General features: G+C 72.8%; 18 protein-coding genes. 7 read left to right on the top strand and 11 right to left on the bottom strand.

Going from position 1 to position 18,020, the window contains the following annotated elements:
* Position 1 precedes the first annotated feature (1 nt).
* From sigM to ABZW14_RS26130, 5 genes are all read left to right on the top strand, one after another.
* Positions 2-736, top strand: a complete 735-nt coding sequence (gene sigM / locus ABZW14_RS26150) for an RNA polymerase sigma factor SigM (RefSeq protein WP_355351271.1) — start codon at positions 2-4, stop codon at positions 734-736.
* On the top strand, positions 733-1,686 hold the full coding sequence (locus tag ABZW14_RS26145) for a hypothetical protein (RefSeq protein ID WP_355351269.1): 954 nt from the start codon (positions 733-735) through the stop codon (positions 1,684-1,686). The genes sigM and ABZW14_RS26145 overlap by 4 nt, the downstream gene beginning before the upstream one ends.
* 178 nt (positions 1,687-1,864) lie before the next feature.
* A complete protein-coding gene (gene trxB / locus ABZW14_RS26140) occupies positions 1,865-2,818 on the top strand; it encodes a thioredoxin-disulfide reductase (RefSeq protein ID WP_355351267.1) in 954 nt (317 codons plus the stop codon).
* A gap of 38 nt (positions 2,819-2,856) precedes the next feature.
* Positions 2,857-3,180: a thioredoxin gene (gene trxA, locus ABZW14_RS26135; RefSeq protein ID WP_355351265.1), complete on the top strand. Its 324-nt coding sequence runs from the start codon at positions 2,857-2,859 to the stop codon at positions 3,178-3,180.
* 180 nt (positions 3,181-3,360) lie between these two features.
* A complete protein-coding gene (locus tag ABZW14_RS26130) occupies positions 3,361-4,521 on the top strand; it encodes an N-acetylmuramoyl-L-alanine amidase (protein ID WP_355351263.1) in 1,161 nt (386 codons plus the stop codon).
* Between the two features lie 11 nt (positions 4,522-4,532).
* Here the strand turns inward: ABZW14_RS26130 and ABZW14_RS26125 are convergent, their stop codons facing one another.
* Positions 4,533-5,198, bottom strand: a complete 666-nt coding sequence (locus ABZW14_RS26125) for a GNAT family N-acetyltransferase (RefSeq protein WP_355351261.1) — start codon at positions 5,196-5,198, stop codon at positions 4,533-4,535.
* Positions 5,199-5,491: 293 nt separating this feature from the next.
* On the opposite strand from ABZW14_RS26125, the gene ABZW14_RS26120 reads away from it, so the two are divergent.
* Both ABZW14_RS26120 and ABZW14_RS26115 read left to right on the top strand, forming a co-directional pair.
* Positions 5,492-6,805, top strand: coding sequence for a PLP-dependent aminotransferase family protein (locus ABZW14_RS26120; protein ID WP_355351259.1), 1,314 nt, complete (start codon positions 5,492-5,494; stop codon positions 6,803-6,805).
* Positions 6,806-6,842: 37 nt separating this feature from the next.
* Complete coding sequence (locus ABZW14_RS26115; protein ID WP_355351257.1) at positions 6,843-7,811, top strand: D-alanine--D-alanine ligase; 969 nt, start codon at positions 6,843-6,845, stop codon at positions 7,809-7,811.
* A gap of 2 nt (positions 7,812-7,813) precedes the next feature.
* Here ABZW14_RS26115 and ABZW14_RS26110 read toward each other — a convergent pair whose 3' ends face one another.
* The 10 genes from ABZW14_RS26110 to rpmH form a co-directional block, all read right to left on the bottom strand.
* On the bottom strand, positions 7,814-8,662 hold the full coding sequence (locus ABZW14_RS26110) for a hypothetical protein (RefSeq protein WP_355351255.1): 849 nt from the start codon (positions 8,660-8,662) through the stop codon (positions 7,814-7,816).
* 1,811 nt (positions 8,663-10,473) lie between these two features.
* Positions 10,474-10,929 (bottom strand): nucleoside triphosphate pyrophosphohydrolase family protein, encoded by a 456-nt coding sequence (locus ABZW14_RS26105; protein WP_355351253.1) that lies wholly within the window; start codon positions 10,927-10,929, stop codon positions 10,474-10,476.
* A gap of 322 nt (positions 10,930-11,251) precedes the next feature.
* Complete coding sequence (locus ABZW14_RS26100; RefSeq protein ID WP_355351251.1) at positions 11,252-12,301, bottom strand: ParB/RepB/Spo0J family partition protein; 1,050 nt, start codon at positions 12,299-12,301, stop codon at positions 11,252-11,254.
* Between the two features lie 27 nt (positions 12,302-12,328).
* Positions 12,329-13,696 (bottom strand): AAA family ATPase, encoded by a 1,368-nt coding sequence (locus ABZW14_RS26095; RefSeq protein ID WP_355351249.1) that lies wholly within the window; start codon positions 13,694-13,696, stop codon positions 12,329-12,331.
* A gap of 247 nt (positions 13,697-13,943) precedes the next feature.
* Complete coding sequence (gene rsmG, locus ABZW14_RS26090; protein ID WP_355351247.1) at positions 13,944-14,726, bottom strand: 16S rRNA (guanine(527)-N(7))-methyltransferase RsmG; 783 nt, start codon at positions 14,724-14,726, stop codon at positions 13,944-13,946.
* A 584-nt stretch (positions 14,727-15,310) separates the two neighbouring features.
* Positions 15,311-15,895 (bottom strand): R3H domain-containing nucleic acid-binding protein, encoded by a 585-nt coding sequence (locus ABZW14_RS26085; protein WP_355351245.1) that lies wholly within the window; start codon positions 15,893-15,895, stop codon positions 15,311-15,313.
* 215 nt (positions 15,896-16,110) lie between these two features.
* Positions 16,111-17,100 (bottom strand): membrane protein insertase YidC, encoded by a 990-nt coding sequence (yidC, locus tag ABZW14_RS26080; protein WP_355351243.1) that lies wholly within the window; start codon positions 17,098-17,100, stop codon positions 16,111-16,113.
* Positions 17,101-17,340, bottom strand: coding sequence for a membrane protein insertion efficiency factor YidD (gene yidD, locus ABZW14_RS26075; RefSeq protein ID WP_355351242.1), 240 nt, complete (start codon positions 17,338-17,340; stop codon positions 17,101-17,103).
* 41 nt (positions 17,341-17,381) lie between these two features.
* A complete protein-coding gene (rnpA, locus tag ABZW14_RS26070; protein ID WP_355351240.1) occupies positions 17,382-17,795 on the bottom strand; it encodes a ribonuclease P protein component in 414 nt (137 codons plus the stop codon).
* A gap of 34 nt (positions 17,796-17,829) precedes the next feature.
* Positions 17,830-17,967, bottom strand: coding sequence for a 50S ribosomal protein L34 (rpmH, locus tag ABZW14_RS26065; protein ID WP_013736606.1), 138 nt, complete (start codon positions 17,965-17,967; stop codon positions 17,830-17,832).
* Positions 17,968-18,020: the final 53 nt, after the last annotated feature.

The raw sequence follows: 18,020 nt of genomic DNA, 5'->3' as shown, positions 1-18,020 counted from the left end.
GATGGCGGGTCGCGGTGGGCGTACGCCCGAGCCGGCGACCGGGGACGGCCCGCCGGCCGGGGTGTCCGACCTCGACCTGCTGCGGGCGCACGTCGCCGGTGACCGGGACGCCTTCACCGAGCTGTTCCACCGCCACCGGGACCGGCTCTGGGCGGTGGCCCTGCGGACGCTCGGCGACCGTGAGGAGGCGGCCGACGCCCTCCAGGACGCGCTGCTGTCGGCCCACCGCGCCGCGGCCCGGTTCCGGGGCGACTCGGCGGTCACCACCTGGCTGCACCGGATCGTGGTCAACGCCTGCCTGGACCGGATCCGGCGGCGCCAGACGCACGCCACGGTCCCGCTGCCGGACGGCGTCCACACCGACGGGGAGCCCGGCCGGCACACCGGCGGGGTGGAGCCGGCCGCGCCGGCCCGGGACCACGACACCGCCCTGGTGGTCCGGCAGGCCCTCGCGGCGCTGCCGGTCGAGCAGCGGTCCGCGCTGGTCCTGGTGGACGTGCAGGGCTACCCGGTCGCCGAGGTGGCCCGGATGCTCGGGGTGGCCGAGGGGACGGTGAAGAGCCGGTGCGCCCGGGGACGGGCCCGGCTGGCCGTGCTCCTGGGGCACCTGCGGACCGGTTCCGACGAGGTCGCGGACGTGCCCCCGGTCACCGGCGGGAACCCGCGACCGCCCGAGGGCGTCGGATCCACGTCGGGATGGTCCCGGCGGGACGCCGCCAGCCAGGAGGAGACGTGACTTCCCGGGAGTTCAGCGAGGTCGACCACGACCTGCTCGCCGACTACCTCGGCGGGGCGCTGGACGGCACCCCGGAGCAGGCCACCGTCGCCCGTCTTGTCGAGCAGGACCCGGCCTGGGGCGAGGCGCACGCCGACCTGGCCCGGGCGGTCGAGATGGTCCACGCCGACCTGGCCGAGTGGGCCGCCGAGCCCGCGCCGGAGCTGCCACCCGCCGTGGCGGACCGGATCACGGCGGCGCTCGCCGGCGCCGGCCCGGCCCCGACCGGCGACCTGGCCTCCGAATCCGCCGAGCCGGGTCCGGTGCCGTCCGGTGTGCCGGCACAGCCCAGCCGTGGCACCCGCCCGGCGAGCGGGACGGGCCGGAACACCGGACCGGGACGCCGTTCGAGGCGCTGGATCCGCCTCGCCGGTCCGGTGGCGCTCGCCGCCGCCTCGGTCACCGCGGTCGGGTTCGGGGTCAGCCACCTGGTCGGCACGGGTGCCGGACGGATGACCGGAACGGCCGACAACGCGGGCGTTCGGGCCGACGGCGGCGCCGCCCCGATGGCCGCCGCGCCGTTCCGAACCAGCGGGCCGGCCCAGCAGAGCGGCACCGACTACACCCCGGACTCCCTCTCCCACCGGGGGGTCGTCGGTCCCTCGACGCTGGAGAGCGGCAAGGCGAGCTCCGCGGAGGGGCAGGACGAGCGCCGGCTCTCGGCGGCCACCGGCCTGGAGCGGCTCGCCCGCCCCGAGGCGCTGGCCGCCTGCCTGACCGAGATCGGCGCCGAACACCGCGCCGGCCCGCTCACCGTCGACCTGGTCGACTACGCCCGGTTCCAGGGCAGCCCGGCACTGGTGGTCACCTTCACGGACGCGGGTGGGGCCCGGTGGGCCTGGGTGAGCGGGCCCGAGTGCGGGGTCCCCGGGTCCGGCGCGGACACCCGCTTCACCACGCGGGTAGGGTGAGGTCGCGGTCACCCGGGCGGGTTCCGCCACGTGACGTGACCCACCGGATGACCGGCTCGGGAATCCCCGCTTCGTACGATGACGTTCTGCAAGTCAGGTGCCGCTGTCGCTGAGCTGTCGGCACTCGGGATCGACATCGGTGCGCGCCGGTGACGAACACACACATCGGGAGACGGCAGTGGACGAGGTCCGCAACCTGATCATCATCGGCTCCGGGCCGGCCGGTTACACGGCGGCGGTCTACGCCGCGCGCGCCAACCTGAAGCCGCTGGTCATCGAGGGCGTGCAGTCCGGCGGTGCGCTGATGACCACCACCGAGGTGGAGAACTTCCCCGGGTTCGCCGACGGCATCCTCGGCCCCGAGCTGATGGACAACATGCGCAAGCAGGCCGAGCGGTTCGGCGCCGAGTTCCTCACCGACGACGTGACCCGGGTCGAGCTGAAGGACACCGGCGAGGTCGGCTCCAACGCGGTGAGCACGGTCTGGGTGGGCGAGACGGCCTACCGGGCCAAGGCGATCATCCTCTCCACCGGCTCGGCCTGGCGCCCGCTGGGCGTGCCGGGCGAGCAGGAGTACCTGGGCCACGGCGTGTCGTCCTGCGCCACCTGTGACGGCTTCTTCTTCCGCAACCAGCACATCGTGGTGGTCGGCGGCGGTGACTCGGCGATGGAGGAGGCCAGCTTCCTCACCCGGTTCGCCGAGTCGGTGACGATCATCCACCGTCGCGACTCGTTCCGCGCCAGCAAGATCATGGCCGCCCGCGCCCTCGGCAACGAGAAGATCAAGGTCGAGTGGAACAGCGTCATCGAGGAGATCCTCGGCGAGGACGGCAAGGTCAGCGGCGTACGGCTGCGCAACGTGCACAGCGGCGAGGCCAAGGTGCTCGACGTCACCGGCGTCTTCGTGGCGATCGGTCACGACCCGCGCAGTGAGCTCTTCCGCGACCAGGTGGAACTGGACGACGAGGGGTACGTGAAGGTGCAGGCGCCGAGCACCCGCACCAGCATCCCGGGTGTCTTCGCCGCGGGCGACGTGGTCGACCACACCTACCGGCAGGCCATCACGGCGGCCGGCACGGGCTGTGCGGCCGCCCTGGACGCCGAGCGCTTCATCGCCACCCTGCAAGGCTGAAAGATTTTCACGAACAGGTCCCGGAGGAGGGGTTCATAGTGGGAGCAACCAAGGCGGTCACGGACGCGAGCTTCGCAAGCGACGTGCTGAAGGCCGACAAGCCGGTTCTGGTCGACTTCTGGGCGGAGTGGTGCGGTCCGTGCCGCAAGGTCTCGCCGCTGCTGGAGGAGATCGCGGGCGAGATGGGTGACCAGGTCACCATCGTCAAGCTCAACATCGACGAGAACCCCGAAACGGCGCGCACCTACCGGGTGATGTCCGTGCCGACCCTGACCATCTTCAAGAACGGCGAGCCGGTGCAGTCCATCGCCGGCGCCAAGCCGAAGGGTGAGCTGGTCAAGCTCATCGAGTCGGCCCTCTGAGCCGACACCCGCCGGAACCCCCGCCACCCGATCCCGGGTCGCGGGGGTTCCGCTTTTCCGACCTGTAGCAAATTCGTGATCGTCGGTGACCGGCCACGGTACGCTCCGTAAGGCGTCCCCAGCGGGGAAGCACCTCCGTCGGAGTCTCCGGCCAGCCAGAGTCGTGCAGAGGGGGTCGTCGTGCGTCCCATCCGACCCGGTGACCGGGGACCCGCGGTGGCCGAGATCCGCACCGTGCTCACCGGCCTGGAGCTGCTCCCCACCGGCCGCGGAGGCGAGGAGTTCGACGCGGAGACCGAACGCGCGGTCCGGGCGTTCCAGCAGTCCCGCGGTCTCAGCGTCGACGGGCGGGTGGGCGCGGAGACCTGGCAGGCGCTGGACGCGGCCCGCTGGCGGTTCGGCGCGCGCACGCTCTACCACGCGGTCCCCGAGCCGCTGATCGGCGAGGACGTCCGGTCGCTCCAGGAACGGCTCCTGGAGATGGGCTACGACGCGGGCCGCGCCGACGCCATCTACGGCATCCGCACCTCCCGCGCCGTCGCCCAGTTCCAGCGGGAGATGGGCCTGAAACCGGACGGTACGTGCGGTCCGCACACCGTCAACGCGCTGCGCCGCCTCGGCCGCAAGGTGGTCGGTGGACGGCCGCAGTGGCTCCGCGAGTCCGACGCCATCCGCCAGGCCGGGCCCACGCTGGTCGGGCGGACCGTCGTCATCGACCCGGGGCACGGCGGCACCGACCCGGGGGTGGTCGTGCCCGACGGCCCGCTGCGCTGGACCGAGGCGGACCTCGTGCACGACCTGGCCAGCCGGCTGGAGGGACGGCTCGCGGCGGCCGGCGTACGCGTGCAGCTCACCCGGGGCCCGTCCCCGCGTACCTGCCTGCCGGACGCGGACCGCGCTCAGCTGGCCAACGCCCTCGGCGCCGACGTCTTCATCTCGCTGCACACCGACGGGCACGCCAACCCGGCGGCGAACGGGGTGGCCACCTACCACTACGGCACCAACAACGGCGTCACCTCGGCCACCGGGGAGCGGCTGGCCGGGCTGGTGCAGCGGGAGATCGTGGCCCGCACCGGGCTGCGGGACTGCCGTACCCACGCGAAGGCCTGGGACCTTCTGCGGCTGACCCGGATGCCGGCGGTCCGGGTGGAGGTGGGCTACCTGACCTCGCCGGCCGACCGCCACCGGCTGGTCGACCCCCGGTTCCGGGACCGGCTGGTCGAGGCGATCGTCGCTGCCGTGCAGCGGATGTACTACCCGATCGAGCGGGACGTGCCCACCGGCTCGATCGACGTGAGCGAGCTGCGGGCGGTGGTGGCCGCCGGCACGGTGGTCGACTGAGCCCCCGGGCTTCAGCTCATCGAGCGGGTGGCGGGCGCCGGGCGGACCGGGCGAAGCAACGTCTCCGGGCTCATCGAGCCGAGCAGCTTCTCCAGCGCGTACTCGACGTCGGACTTCCAGCTCAGCGCCGTACGCAGTTCCAGGCGGAGCCGGGGGTAGCGCGGGTGCGGGCGGACCGTCTTGAAGCCCACCGAGAGGAAGAAGTCGGCCGGCGCGAGGCAGGCCCGGGTGGGGTTATCACCGTCGTCGCCGAACTTCGCGTCGCCGAACGCCTCGATCGCCTTGATGCCGCGCTTGGTGAGATCCCGGGCCACCCCCTGGACCAGCATCCGGCCGAGGCCGCCGCCGGCGAAGGCCGGCACCACGTGGGCGGTCATCAGCAGCGCGGCGTCCGCGGAGACCGGCGAGGTGGGAAAGGCCATCGAGCGCGGGACGTACGCCGGCGGGGCGTACATGACGAAACCGGCGGGCATGCCGTCGACGTACGCGAGCTTGCCGCAGGAACCCCACTCCAGGAGCGTCTGGGAGACCCAGGCCTCCTTCTCCAGCCCCGGATCGCCGGCGGCGCACGCGCGCTCGGCCGAGACCGGGTCCAGCTCCCAGTAGACGCACTGCCGGCACGAGCGGGGCAGGTCCTCCAGGGTGTCCAGGGTCAGACTGACCAGACGTCGCGACATGAGCACCCCACCCATGGGCCCGGAGCGGAGACCACCACGGTCTCCCGCCGCCTTCCTGCCCCCGACGAGCGATCGTACGCTCCCGCCCGACGCTACGGGAGAGGACGCGCGAACGCCCACCCGAGCCGGGGAGCGGGCCGGTCCGGGATGTGGACGTACCCACATGGTGGGCCCGGTGCTGGCCAGCGCCGACTACGATCGACCAACCGGCTTCCCGCAGGCCGCCATGGTTGCCGGCAGCGCGGGTACCACAGCGGGCGGCAGCCCCGCCGACACCCGATCGAGGTGATGTCATGACCGGCACGACGCTCGACGACTACACCGACCGGTACGCCCGGCGGGTCCGGGGGATGACGGCCTCCGAGATCCGGGCACTCTTCGCGGTGGCCAGCCGACCGGAGGTGGTCTCGCTCGCCGGTGGGGCACCCTACATCGCGGCGCTGCCGCTCGACGCGGTCGGCGAGATGCTCGGCCGGCTCGGCGCCGAGCACGGCGCCACCACCCTCCAGTACGGCATCGGCCAGGGCACCCCGGAGCTGCGCGAGCGGATCTGCGAAGTGATGGCGCTGTCCGGGATCGACGCGTCGTGCGGCGCCTCGCCTGAGGACGTGGTGGTCACCGTCGGCGGGCAGCAGGCGCTCGACCTGGTGGCCCGGCTCTTCCTGGACCCGGGGGACGTGGTGCTCGCCGAGGGCCCGACCTACGTCGGCGCACTCGGGGTGTTCCAGGCCGCCCAGGCCCAGGTGGTGCACGTGCCGATGGACTCCGACGGGCTGATCCCCGAGGCGCTGGAGGCGGCCATCGCCGACCTGGCCAGGGCCGGCCGGCGGGTGAAGTTCCTCTACACCATCCCCACCTACCAGAACCCGACCGGCGTGACGCTGAGCGAGGAGCGGCGCGAACGGGTACTCGACATCTGCGAGCGCTCCGGGCTGCTGGTGGTGGAGGACGACCCGTACGGTCAGCTCGGTTTCGAGGGTGAGGCCCCCGCACCGCTGCGGGCCCGCCGGCGCGACGGCGTCTTCTACCTGAGCACCTTCTCCAAGACCTTCGCGCCCGGTCTGCGGGTGGGCTGGATCCTCGCCCCGCACGCGGTCCGCGACAAGCTGGTCATCGCCAGCGAGGCGCAGATCCTCTGCCCCAGCGGCTACGCGCAGGCCGCCGTCTCGACCTACCTGGGCACCATGCCCTGGCGTCAGCAGCTCAAGGTCTACCGGGAGGTCTACCGCGAGCGCCGGGACGCCCTGCTCGACGCGCTCACGGACCTGATGCCGGACGGCACCACCTGGACCACGCCGGCCGGCGGCCTCTTCGTCTGGGCGACCCTGCCCGACGGTCTCGACTCCAAGGCCATGATGCCGCGCGCGGTCGCCGCCCGGGTCGCCTACGTGCCGGGCACCGGCTTCTACGCCGACGGGACCGGCGCCGGCAACATGCGGCTCAACTTCTCGTTCCCGCCGCCGGAGCGGATCCGCGAGGGCGTCCGCCGGCTGGCCGGCGTGATGGAGCAGGAGCTCGCCATGCGCAAGGTCTTCGGCGCGGTCGGCGGGGCGGGTCCGCGCCGCCGGCAGGGCGGCTCCGACGCGCCCGGCCCCGACTTGGCATGATTCCCGCATGTCCGTCAGTCCTGCCGCACACTCTTCCGTGACCGAGCCTGCCGCCACCGACGACCTGCACGTGCTGGTGCTCGCCGGCGGACTCTCCTACGAGCGGGACGTCTCGCTCCGGTCCGGCCGGCGGGTCCTCGACGCGCTGCGCGCGGTCGGCGTGGAGGCCGAACTGCGGGACGCCGACGTGGCGCTGCTGCCCGCCCTCGCCGCCGACCCGCCGGACGCCGTGGTGATCGCCCTGCACGGCGCGACCGGCGAGGACGGCTCGCTGCGCGGCGTGCTCGACCTCTGCGGTGTGCCCTACGTCGGCTGTGACGCTCGCGCGTCCCGCCTGGCCTGGGACAAGCCCTCGGCCAAGGCGGTCCTGCGCGAGGCGGGCATCCCGACGCCCGACTGGGTGGCGCTGCCGCACGACCGGTTCTCCGAGCTGGGCGCGGTCGCCGTCCTGGACCGGATCGCCGACCGGCTCGGCCTGCCGCTGATGGTCAAGCCCGCGCAGGGCGGGTCGGGGCTGGGCGCCGCCGTGGTCCGGGATGCCGCGTCGCTGCCGGCCGCCATGGTCGGCTGTTTCGCGTACGACCAGACGGCGCTGGTGGAACGCTACGTGCCCGGGATGGACGTGGCGGTCTCCGTGCTCGATCTGGGCGAGGGCCCGCAGGCACTGCCCCCGGTCGAGATCGTGCCCCGCAACGGCGTCTACGACTACGCGGCCCGCTACACCGCCGGCCGCACCACCTGGCACGCGCCGGCCCGGCTCGATTCGGAGACGACCGGACGGGTGGCCGAGGTCGCGCTCGCCGCGCACACCGCCCTCGGGCTCCGCGACCTCTCCCGCGTCGACCTGATCGTCGATGCCGAGGGGCAGCCGCACGTGCTGGAGGTCAACGTCTCCCCGGGGATGACCGAGACCTCGCTGCTGCCGCTGGCCGTCCAGGCGGCCGGGCTGGACTTCGGGCGGGCGCTCGGCGCTCTGGTGGGCCGCGCCGCCGCCCGCCGCCCGTGACGTCAGACTGACCCGGTCGCCTGCTTCGGCGCCGCGCCGTGTTCCGGCGTGCCCGCGCGATCCGCCGCCTCGGTCTGCTTCGGCACGCCGGCCGGCCCCGGCGTCCCGGCGCGCGCCGACGTCGCAGCGTGCTCCGGCATGCCGGCCTGCTCCGGTACCTCGGACTCCTCGGCCTCCGGGATCTCGTCCGCGGCCTCGATCACCGAGGCAGTCTCCTCCTCGGGCTCCTCGGCGACCCCGGCGGTCGACGGGGCGTTGAGGCTCGACGGAGCCTGCCACTGGATGCGGGGCGGCTCGGCGAGCGGGCGGCCACCGAACTCGGCGAGCCACGCGGCCACCATCGCCAGGTTCTCCCGCCACTGCGCCTCGGAGATGGGTGGCAGGATCGAATCCCACAGGGACAGGAACGTGCCCCGCAGCTGCAACTGCCCGTACGGCCGTGCCAGGAACCACATGTGCAGGTGCGCCGAGCCGTCACCCCAGCGGTTGACGTGCACCCGAGCCACGCCGTCGAGGGACCGGATGGCCCGCTCCAGACGCACGGTCATGACGCCCAGCTCGGCGGCGAGCAGGTTCGGCAGGTCGCCGAGATCGAGGTGCGACCTGGACTCCAGGATCAGCACCATCGGCAGGCCGGTGGGCCGGTCCATCGCCCGCACCCGCCATCGCTCACCCACCCAGATGTACGCCTCGTCCGGCGCGTTGCACGCGGTGCACTCCCGATTCCCCTCGCCGCGGCGGGGAGGCTCGACCGGCACCGGCTCGTCGAGCTGCTTGACATGAAGATCGCCCTCGAAGGGGAAGGAGGGCCACTGGGTGAAGTCCGGGACTGAGGGAGGGGTGTCCTGCACGACGCTGACCCTAACCGAGTTGGCGACGCCTGTCCCTACCTGAACGCCGGGCCGGTGAGCGTTCCGCGTCCGTCCACACACGTTGTCCACCGCGTTTTCCACAGGCCGCTGAAGTCAGCAGCACTGCGCGTCATCCACAGCTCAGCAAGGGTTTTCGAGCGGTGTTTCACGTGAAACGGGGAGGGCCTGTGGAAAACGACTGTGGATAACGGGCGGCGTCCCCGGGGGTGTGCGGGTGGCCCGGTCCTTCCTTCCCAACGAGCGAACCGGCGATCGGCACTGGCCCCTCTCGCGGGTCTTTCCAATCCGGCGCGGAGTCCGGCGCGGCGGATCGGTGGGTGGGTCGGAGGGTCTGTTTCACGTGAAACGGGGAGGGCCCGCCGGTGCCTCGGTGGCCATGCGCGGCGGTCCAGTGCCTGTCGGGTCGGAGGGCCGTGTTTCGCGTGAAACGGGGAGGGCCCGCCGGTGCCTCGGTGGCCATGCGCGACCCAGGCGCCTCCGCCCAGAACCGACCGAGGACCTGGTCGCCGGGGTCAGTCCCCACGACGTTCGGACGGCGTGGGCGACGAAGCGCGGCCGAACCGCCCGTCAGGTTGACCGGGAGGGGTTCTGCGGCCACCATCGCGCGGCCCGAGGGCGGCAAGAGACCGGCTGACGAGATCGGCCCCGCGTCGGCACCCCCGCCCGCAGCCGCGTCATCTGGGGGCCGGCAAGCTCGGCTGACGAGATCGGCCCAACCCCGACTCGCTCCCCGCCGGCCCGCGCCGCGCCGGCCTGAGGGACTGGTCAGGTTGCGGGGCGGCTCGCGGTTTCACGTGAAACAACGCTGGCGAGCAGCTGCTGTGGCCGGCGCGCGCCGGGGTCGGTCGGCCTTCCGCTCAAGGACACCCCGCCCGTCGAGATCGTGGCGACCATGCGCCGGTCGCGGTGCCGTCGCTCGCCTTGGTGGTGCCGGACGTCTGACAACGCAGGCCGGTCGACGCCCGGTCACTGCGCCAAGATGATCCACGGCGGGTCGAGGAGGGGTGGACGCTGGACTCGATCAAAAAGCCCACCGCAGTTCCGCTCAGCGCCCCTGAGCCGGCTGTGATCGCGCGGCGGCGACTCGGGGGTGCACGGAGCGCCGAAGGCGGCTCCAGGGAGCTCACAACCCTCCGGATGAACTACCTCCGCGACGCGGGCGGTTCTAAAGAGGTCCCCATGGGCCCACCCGGATCAACCCGCAGGGGTGGGGACGCGGCCCCACACCAAGGGGCGTAGGAGGCCTACCCGGCTGAGCGGTCCGGCGCTGGACGTCGTCCCCAGAACCCGGCTCGGCAGCCGGACAACGGGCCCCTCAGATCCGGATGAGGCCAGCGTTGCCGCGGACTCCACGGTCACTCGTTTCACGTGAAACCGCACGGGAGAGCGCGTTGCGCGACGGCCTGAGCGCGGATGCGACAGAGAGCCTGGGCGGGACGGCAACCGGCGAGGGCGACGGCGGCGCGACCCCGCGACTCCGCGACTCCGCGACTCCGCGACTCCGCGACTCCGCGACTCCGCGACTCCGCGACTCCGCGACTCCGCGACTCCGATGATCAAACCACCGACGAGCACCCGGTGGATCGTCCTGCCGAGGCGATCGTGCCAGGGCGGAAGCCGAGAACGGCCGCACTCGCACAGAGGACCGCATCGCGTCCCGGGATGACCGGCGATGACATGTCTCGATGTGGGAAGCCACGACTAGTCCCGCAACGAGCCCCGCCACCGGTTCCCGGGACCTATGCCCGCCATGGAGGCGGCTCGACAACCCCACCGAACGATCTCCTGGTTCAGCGGTTGTCGCCGCTGCCACCCAGGACGCCACGGCCCTGACGGCTGGCCAACTTGGCAAGGTTGGTCGCCGCGATGTCGTTTAGCGACAGGTCGAGGTAGTCGGCGAGCACCGCCACGTACCAGAGCACGTCACCGAGTTCCTTGGCGATGTCGGCCCGGTCGATCCGCGACTCGTCGCTGTCGAGGTCTCGGACCCACTTCTTGAACTTCTCGGCGACCTCCCCCGATTCGCCGACCAGTCCGAGCACCAGATGCAGCAGCTCGTTCTTCTTGTCACGTGGAGCGGCAGTGCGGAGAGCACCGCGCTGATACGCGTCCAGGTCCATGGCGGACCAGTATGGTCGAGACGCCTCCAGCCCGATCAGCCTGTCCTGCCATGCCTGCGGGTGAGGCGGCGCATGAAGCAGAGCGCGATCATCTGCTTGGTCCCCGCCCGGGTCGACGTTGTCCACGCCTGCTTCGCAGCCGCACCCCAGGAAGGCCCCGGCCACGCGCAGTCGCACCCCGGCCGGCCGGTACCCGCAGACGCTCCCGAGGCCGCCCAGGTGACAGCGTTACCGAAGGCGCGCACGCTCCGCAATCTGCAGGCGGCGCATCACCGCGCCGGCAGGCGGACGCACGCCCACGCCCCCACCACACCGCGACCGGGCCGCCGCCACCGCCACGCATCCAGTCGTCGATTCCGAACACCACGCGCGGCAACAGCCGGCCCCGGAAAACGACTCGGCCGCGTCACCCCCTCAGGGGCCACGCGGCCGGAACCGACAGGGACGGTTACTCCCCGGGCTGCTCCTCCTGCCCCACACCGATGATCCCGACGATCCGCTCCAGGTCGTCGACCGTCGCGAACTCAATCGTGATCTTGCCCTTGCTCCGGCCGATGTCGACCTTGACCCGGGTGTCGAAGCGGTCGGAGAGCCGATCGGCGAGGTCCGTCAGCGCGGGCGCGTGCGGCTTCGGCCGGCGCTTCGCGGCCGGGGTCTTCGCGGGGCCGTCGGCGAGCGCCAGGGCGACCAGTTCCTCGGTGGCGCGTACGGAGATGCCCTCGGCGACGATGCGCTTGGCGAGCTGCTCCTGCGCCTCGGAGTCGTCGAGGCTGAGCAGGGCACGGGCGTGGCCGGCGGAGAGCACCCCGGCGGCAACCCGGCGCTGCACCTGGGCCGGCAGGTTCATGAGCCGGATGGTGTTGGAGATCTGCGGCCGGCTGCGGCCGATCCGGCGGGCCAGCTCCTCGTGGGTCGCGCCGAACTCCTCCAGCAGTTGCTGGTACGCGGCTGCCTCTTCGAGCGGGTTGAGGTTCGCCCGGTGAATGTTCTCCAGGAGCGCGTCCCGGAGCATCGCATCATCCTTGGTGTCCCGGACGATGGCGGGGATGCTGTCCCGACCGACCGCCTGGGCGGCGCGCCAGCGCCGCTCACCCATGACGAGTTCGTACTTCTCGCTGTCGAGCTGGCGGACGACGATCGGCTGGAGGAAGCCCACCTCCTGGATCGAGGTCTTCAACTCCTCCAGCGCCTCCTCGTCGAAGACGTGCCGGGGCTGCTTCGGGTTCGGCACGATGCTGTCGACCGGGATCTCGGCGAAGCGCGCTCCGGGGACCGGGCTCAGTTGCGACTCCGGCTCGGCGGCCGGGGCAACCGGGGTCACCGGCTCGCCCACGCCGCCCGTCACGGCCGCCGTCGTACCGCCGACCGAGGTGGCCGGAACGGTCGCCGCCGTACCGTTCTCGGGTTCGGCGGCCGCCGGGGTGCTGCCCGGCGCGGGCCCGGTAGGGATGAGGGCACCGAGCCCCCGGCCCAGACCGCCGCGAGGACGGTTCTTCATGCGACGCCTCCCAGCGACTTCTCCGCACTACGCATTCCGGCTCACCGGCTCCTTGACGCCTCGCTCGGCAATTTCCTGAGCGGCCTCGAAGTAACTCGTGGCCCCCCGCGAACCGGGATCGTAGGTCATCACCGACTGCCCGTAGCTGGGCGCCTCGGAGACCCGGACGTTCCGGGGGATGACGGCTTCGAGCACCTTGTCCCCGAAGTGGTTTCGGACGTCCTGCTCCACCGCGTCGGCCAGCCGGGTACGCCGGTCGTACATGGTGAGCAGGATCGTGGAGACCTCGAGCTTCGGGTTGAGGTGCTGCCGGACCAGGTTGATGTTCTGGATCAGCTGGTTGAGGCCCTCCAGGGCGTAGTACTCGCACTGGATCGGGATCAGCACCTCCTGCGCGGCGACCAGCGCGTTGACGGTCAGCAGGCCGAGCGAGGGCGGGCAGTCGATGAAGACGTAGTCGAAGTGCCCCGGGTACGCGGCGATGGCCCGGGCCAGCCGGGACTCCCGGGCGACGACCGAGACCAGCTCGATCTCGGCGCCCGCCAGGTCGATGGTGGCCGGCACGCACCACAGGTTCGGGATGCCCTCGACGGCCTGGGCCACCTCCTCCAGCGGCACGCTGTCGATGAGGCAGTCGTAGACGTCCGGCACCCCGGTGTGGTGCGGCACGTTGAGCCCGGTGGAGGCGTTGCCCTGCGGGTCGAGGTCGACCACGAGCACCCGGTTGCCGTGCAGGGCGAGCGCCACCGCCAGGTTCACCGTCGTCGTGGTCTTGCCGACGCCGCCCTTCTGGTTGGCGACGCACATCACCCGGGTCCGTTCGGGGCGGGGCATGGTGACCTCACCACTGGGGTTCAGGATCTGCACGGCGCGCATAGCCTCCATAGCCAACGGTGGATCATCCTCTTCGCGCGTCGGGGTTTCACGTGAAACGTACGTGCTCGCCGGGGGTTCGGCACCGTAGCCGGCGGCCGGTGGCGTGTCGGAAGGGGCCACCGTGCCCGTGGCCACGTCCGGCGCGGACTCCGGGGTGGCCTGCTGCGGCACGGCCACGACCGGCGGCTGCGGCTCGTAGCGCGCGGGGACCGCGGCGTTCCCTCGCACCGGGGCCGGACGGGAGGCGGGCGCGTTGACCGGGCCGCCGTTCGGGTCGTGCGGATCGCGCGCCGGCGGGACGTTCGCCGGTACGGACGACGTGGGCCGCACGGCCCCGGCCGGAGGCACGTCCCGGCGTACCGCCGGCTCGCAGTCCGGGGGGCGCGTGGACGGGTCGTGGGGCTCGCCGTTCGGCGGCCAGCCCTGGAAGTTGGTTTCACGTGAAACGGGGCCGGTGGCAGAGGATCGCTCGCCTGGCCCGGTCACCCGTCGGTCGTCGTACCTGCCGTCGTCATGCACCTGTCATCCCTGCCCGCTCCGGATGGTCGGTCCGCACCCGTCATTCGAGCCCCCGCGCTCGCCGCGCGGCGTCACCGGCCCGGTGGGAACGGTCGGGTTCGGGTGCCGCCCGGCACCGCCGCTCCACACTATCGACGCGCGGCCAGCCTACGGCCGACGGGCGCAACCGGTCCACGTCGGGTTCTGGTCGATCAGCTCACGCCATCCGGTCCAACGACCGGCTGGGCGTCCGGAAAGTCTTGCCGCGTCAGCGATCCCGGCCCTGTGCGCCGCGGCGCCGACCGCCCCGCGAGCGCTTCGGCCCCTTCTTCCTGGCCGGGCCGACCATCCGCTCGCGAACCACCTCGATCACCGTCGCGGGCGGGTCGATCACACCGGCCCCGCACCGGTACAGCTCCGGCTCGCCACCGCCGAGCCGGGCCACCGCCGCGGCGTGCTCGGCGATCTCCTCGGCAGCGGAGGCACCCTTGAGCGCCACCAGCCGGCCACCGGGCACCGCCAGCGGCAGGCACCAGGCGGCGAGCCGGTCGAGCGGTGCCACCGCACGCGCGGTGACGATGTCGGCGGTCAGCGGCTCCCGATCCCGGGAGCCGGCGGCGGCCTCCTCGGCACGCCCGCGGAACACCCGGACCGATCTCGTCAACCCGAGCCGCTCCACGGCCTCGATCAGGAAGGTGGTGCGCCGGGCGAGTGGCTCGACCAGGGTCACGGTGAGGTCGGGCCGCGCGATGGCCAGCACCAGGCCGGGCAGGCCGGCCCCCGAACCGACGTCGATCAGGCTGGCGCCGTCCGGGATCCGCTCGGCCATCGCCGCGCAGTTCAGCAGGTGGCGGTCCCAGAGCCGGGGCGTCTCGCGGGGGCCGATCAGGCCGCGCACCACGCCGTCCGTGGCCAGCAGTTCGGCATACGCGGCGGCCAGGTCGAGCCGATCGCCGAAGAGAGTACGGGCGGCCTCCGCCAGCTCGGGCGGCAGCGTCGCCCCCGCCGGGGAGGGCCCATCGCCGGAGGACTGGTCCTGGGCACCGTCCACGAGGGACGGTCGGACGTCGGCCGGCACATCCTCACGTCGACCACCCTGGAGCCTGCCGCTCACCTCGGCTCCGGCCGACCCACGGCCCGCGGCCGACGCGCTGCCGGCAGGGACCGACTCGCGACCGGCGGGAGCCAACTCGTGGCCGGCAGCCGACACACTGTCAACGGACGCCGACCCACGGCCAGCGACCGACGCGCTGCCGGCAGGGACCGACTCGGTGCCGGCCGTGGGCGGCGCGGCGAACACCGGGTCGACCGCACCCAGCGGGGCCGACGCGTCCGAGCCCGCCGCCAGGGCTGACGGCTCGGGCTGCCCGCCGGGTTCACCGGAGAAGGCCGGCGTCACCTCGGCGGCGGGATCGGCCCCGCCGACGGACCGCTCGGTCGCAAGCGCAGGATCACCCGAGAAGGCGGGATCGGCCTGGGCCGCAGGTGAGGCCGGGACCGAAGGGTGGGCCGGGGAGTCGCCCTCGGAGAAGACCGGGTCGACGGCCGGGTCGGCGTGGACAGGCGACGGCCCGGGCGGCGTACCACCCGGGCCGGCCACGGCACCCGCCGTTGTCTCGTCGGAGGCCACCCCCGTCAGTCCGCCACCGGCCGGACGACGATGCGGCGGTTCGGCTCGACGCCCTCGGACTCGCTCTCCACGCCGCTCATCGCGTTGACAACGTCGTGCACGCACTTGCGCTCGAACGCGGACATCGGCTCCAGGCGCACCGGCTCGCCGTGCTCCTTGACCTTCTCCACGGCGTTCTTGGCGACGGCGGCCAGCTCCTTGCGGCGGGCGGCGCGGTAGCCGCCGACGTCGAGCAGCAGGCGGCTCGGCGAACCGGTCTGCCGGAACACCGCCAGCCGGGCCAGCTCCTGGAGCGCCTCCAGGGTGGCGCCGCGCTGGCCGACCAGGTTCTGCAGGCGACCGCCGACCACCTCGACGACCGGGCGACCGCCGGAGACCAGCTCGTCGATGTCGCCGTCGTAGTCGAGGATGTCGAGCAGGCCCTCGACGTAGTCGGCGGCGATCTCGCTCTGCCGGAACAGGTCGCTGTCGGCGGGAGCCTTCTTCTCCCGGGCCTCGGCCTGGGTCTCCTCGGCCTCCTCCGTGGTGGCGGCCGGCACGGTCTCCTCGTCCAGGGACTGGTCCGCGCTGGGGATGCTGGTGTCGGTCACGGTCTCATCTCCGTACTCGCTCGGCCGGACCGTCGGGTCCGCTGGTCTCCCGGGGCCGGCGGGAGGTTCGCCGGTGCCCTCGGGCACGTCTGTACGGGCCAGTTTCGCCCGTGACCGCGCTCCGCGCGGCGGTTCCGGCCCGGCGCCGACTTCTCAGTGGCAGCTCGGGGGCCGGAACGGGCCGCCACCGGTCTCCGGCGGCGGCCCGGAAGGGCTCAGCCCTGTCGCTTGGCGGGTCGGCCGCCGCTCTTCTTCGGGTTGACCGGCTTGGCACCGGGCTTCGGGCCGGCCACCTTGGGGGCAGCGGCCGGGGCCTTGGCGGCCGGCTGGACGGTCTTGCGGCCGAGCAGGCCACCGGTCTTGGCCGGCTGGGCGGTGGTCTTGCCGGCGGTGCTGGTCTTCTTCGGCGGCACCAGCGGGGGGAACTTCCGCAGCACCCACTGCTGCTGGCCGAGGGTGAAGAGGTTGTTGGTGACCCAGTAGATGATCACACCGATCGGGAAGATCGAGCCCGAGATGAGCAGCGAGACCGGGATGCCGTAGAGCATCAGCCGCTGGACCATCCGCTGCTGCGGGTCCTCGGCCCAGCCGGTCTTGAGGATCATCTGCCGGCTGGTCAGGTAGGTGGTGGCGATCATGATGAGCACCAGGATGCCGGCGACGATCTTGACCGTCGTGCTGTTCGCGCCCAGGTTGGCCAGCTCGTCGGCGGTGGAGCCGAACCGGCCGGAGATCGGGGCGGTGAAGAGCTTCGCGCTGGAGGCGCTGTTGAACTGCTCGACGGTCCAGCCGTAGAGGGTCTTGCCCTGGTTGTCGGGGTTGAGCCGCTTGAGCGTGTGGAACAGGCCGAGGAAGACCGGGATCTGGAGGAACATCGGAAGGCAGCCCATCAGCGGGTTGGCCTTTTCCTTCCGGTAGAGCTCCATCATCTCCTTCTGGAGCGTCTCCCGGTCACCCTTGTGCTTCTCCTGCAGCTCCTTGACCTTGGGCTGGAGCGCCTGCATGGCCCGCTGGGACTTGATCTGCTTGACGAAGACCGGGAACAGGATCACCCGGACCGTGACCACCAGGAAGATGATGGACAGGATCCAGGCCCAGTTCGTACCGATCACGGCGTCGACCGGAACCCCGATGGCGTCCCAGGCCGAGTGCCAGGTCAGCAGGATCCACGAGATCGCGTAGTAGATCCAGTCGAGACTAAACACTCAGGCTCCAGTCACGTCGGAACGGCGGCGGTCGCCCGGCTCCGGCACCGGGTCGTGTCCACCTGGATGGAAGGGGTGGCAGCGCGACAGCCGCCGGACCGTCAGCCAGCCTCCCCGCAGCGCACCGTGCCGGGACACCGCCTCGACGGCGTAGGCACTGCACGACGGGTAGAACCGGCAGCGGGCCGGCAGTGCCGGACTTATCCACCGACGGTACGCGATGATGGGCGCCAGCAGCATGCGGGCACCGGTGGTGGGCCGCGGCGCGGCAGTGTGTTCGGTCACCGGGACCGCCGACCCCGGGGGGAGCGCGCGGCGGCGAGGGCGGCGTCCAGGTCGGCCCCGAGCCGGGCGTACGACGCCTGGGCGGCCGGCGGCAGGGCGCGTACCACCAGGGTGCTGCCGGCGGGCAGGTCGGCCAGCCGCTCGCGGACCAGGTGGCGGAGCCGGCGACGGACGGTGTTCCGGACCACGGCGTTGCCGACGGCCTTGGACACGACGAAGCCGGCGCGGCGGGGTGCGGAGGTCTCCGCACCGCTGCTCCGCGCCGGCTCCGGCGAGGTTGTCGCGGTGGGTCCGGTCTGCTGGGGGAGGGTCAGGTGCACCACGACGGCGCCGCGGCCGACGCGTCGGCCACCCCGGACCGCTGCGGCGAAGTCGCTACTGCGCCGCAGTCGCTCGGCGGCGGCCAGCACGACTGCCCACGTCCCCGGACCGGACCGGTCGGCCTCAGGCCGACAGGCGGGCGCGGCCCTTGGCGCGACGGGTCGAGATGATGGCGCGGCCGGCACGGGTGCGCATGCGCAGCCGGAAGCCGTGGGTCTTCGCGCGCCGGCGGTTGTTCGGCTGGTAGGTGCGCTTGCTCACGTCAGGCTCTCCGTTGTCGTACGCCCCGCGCGGCGGATCGCCCGGGGTCGTGT

The organism is Micromonospora sp. NPDC004551 (genome assembly GCF_040609975.1).
GTDB lineage: Bacteria > Actinomycetota > Actinomycetes > Mycobacteriales > Micromonosporaceae > Micromonospora.
Note: the sequence above shows the minus strand (reverse complement) of the source record. Positions and strands in the feature narration are given on the sequence as shown.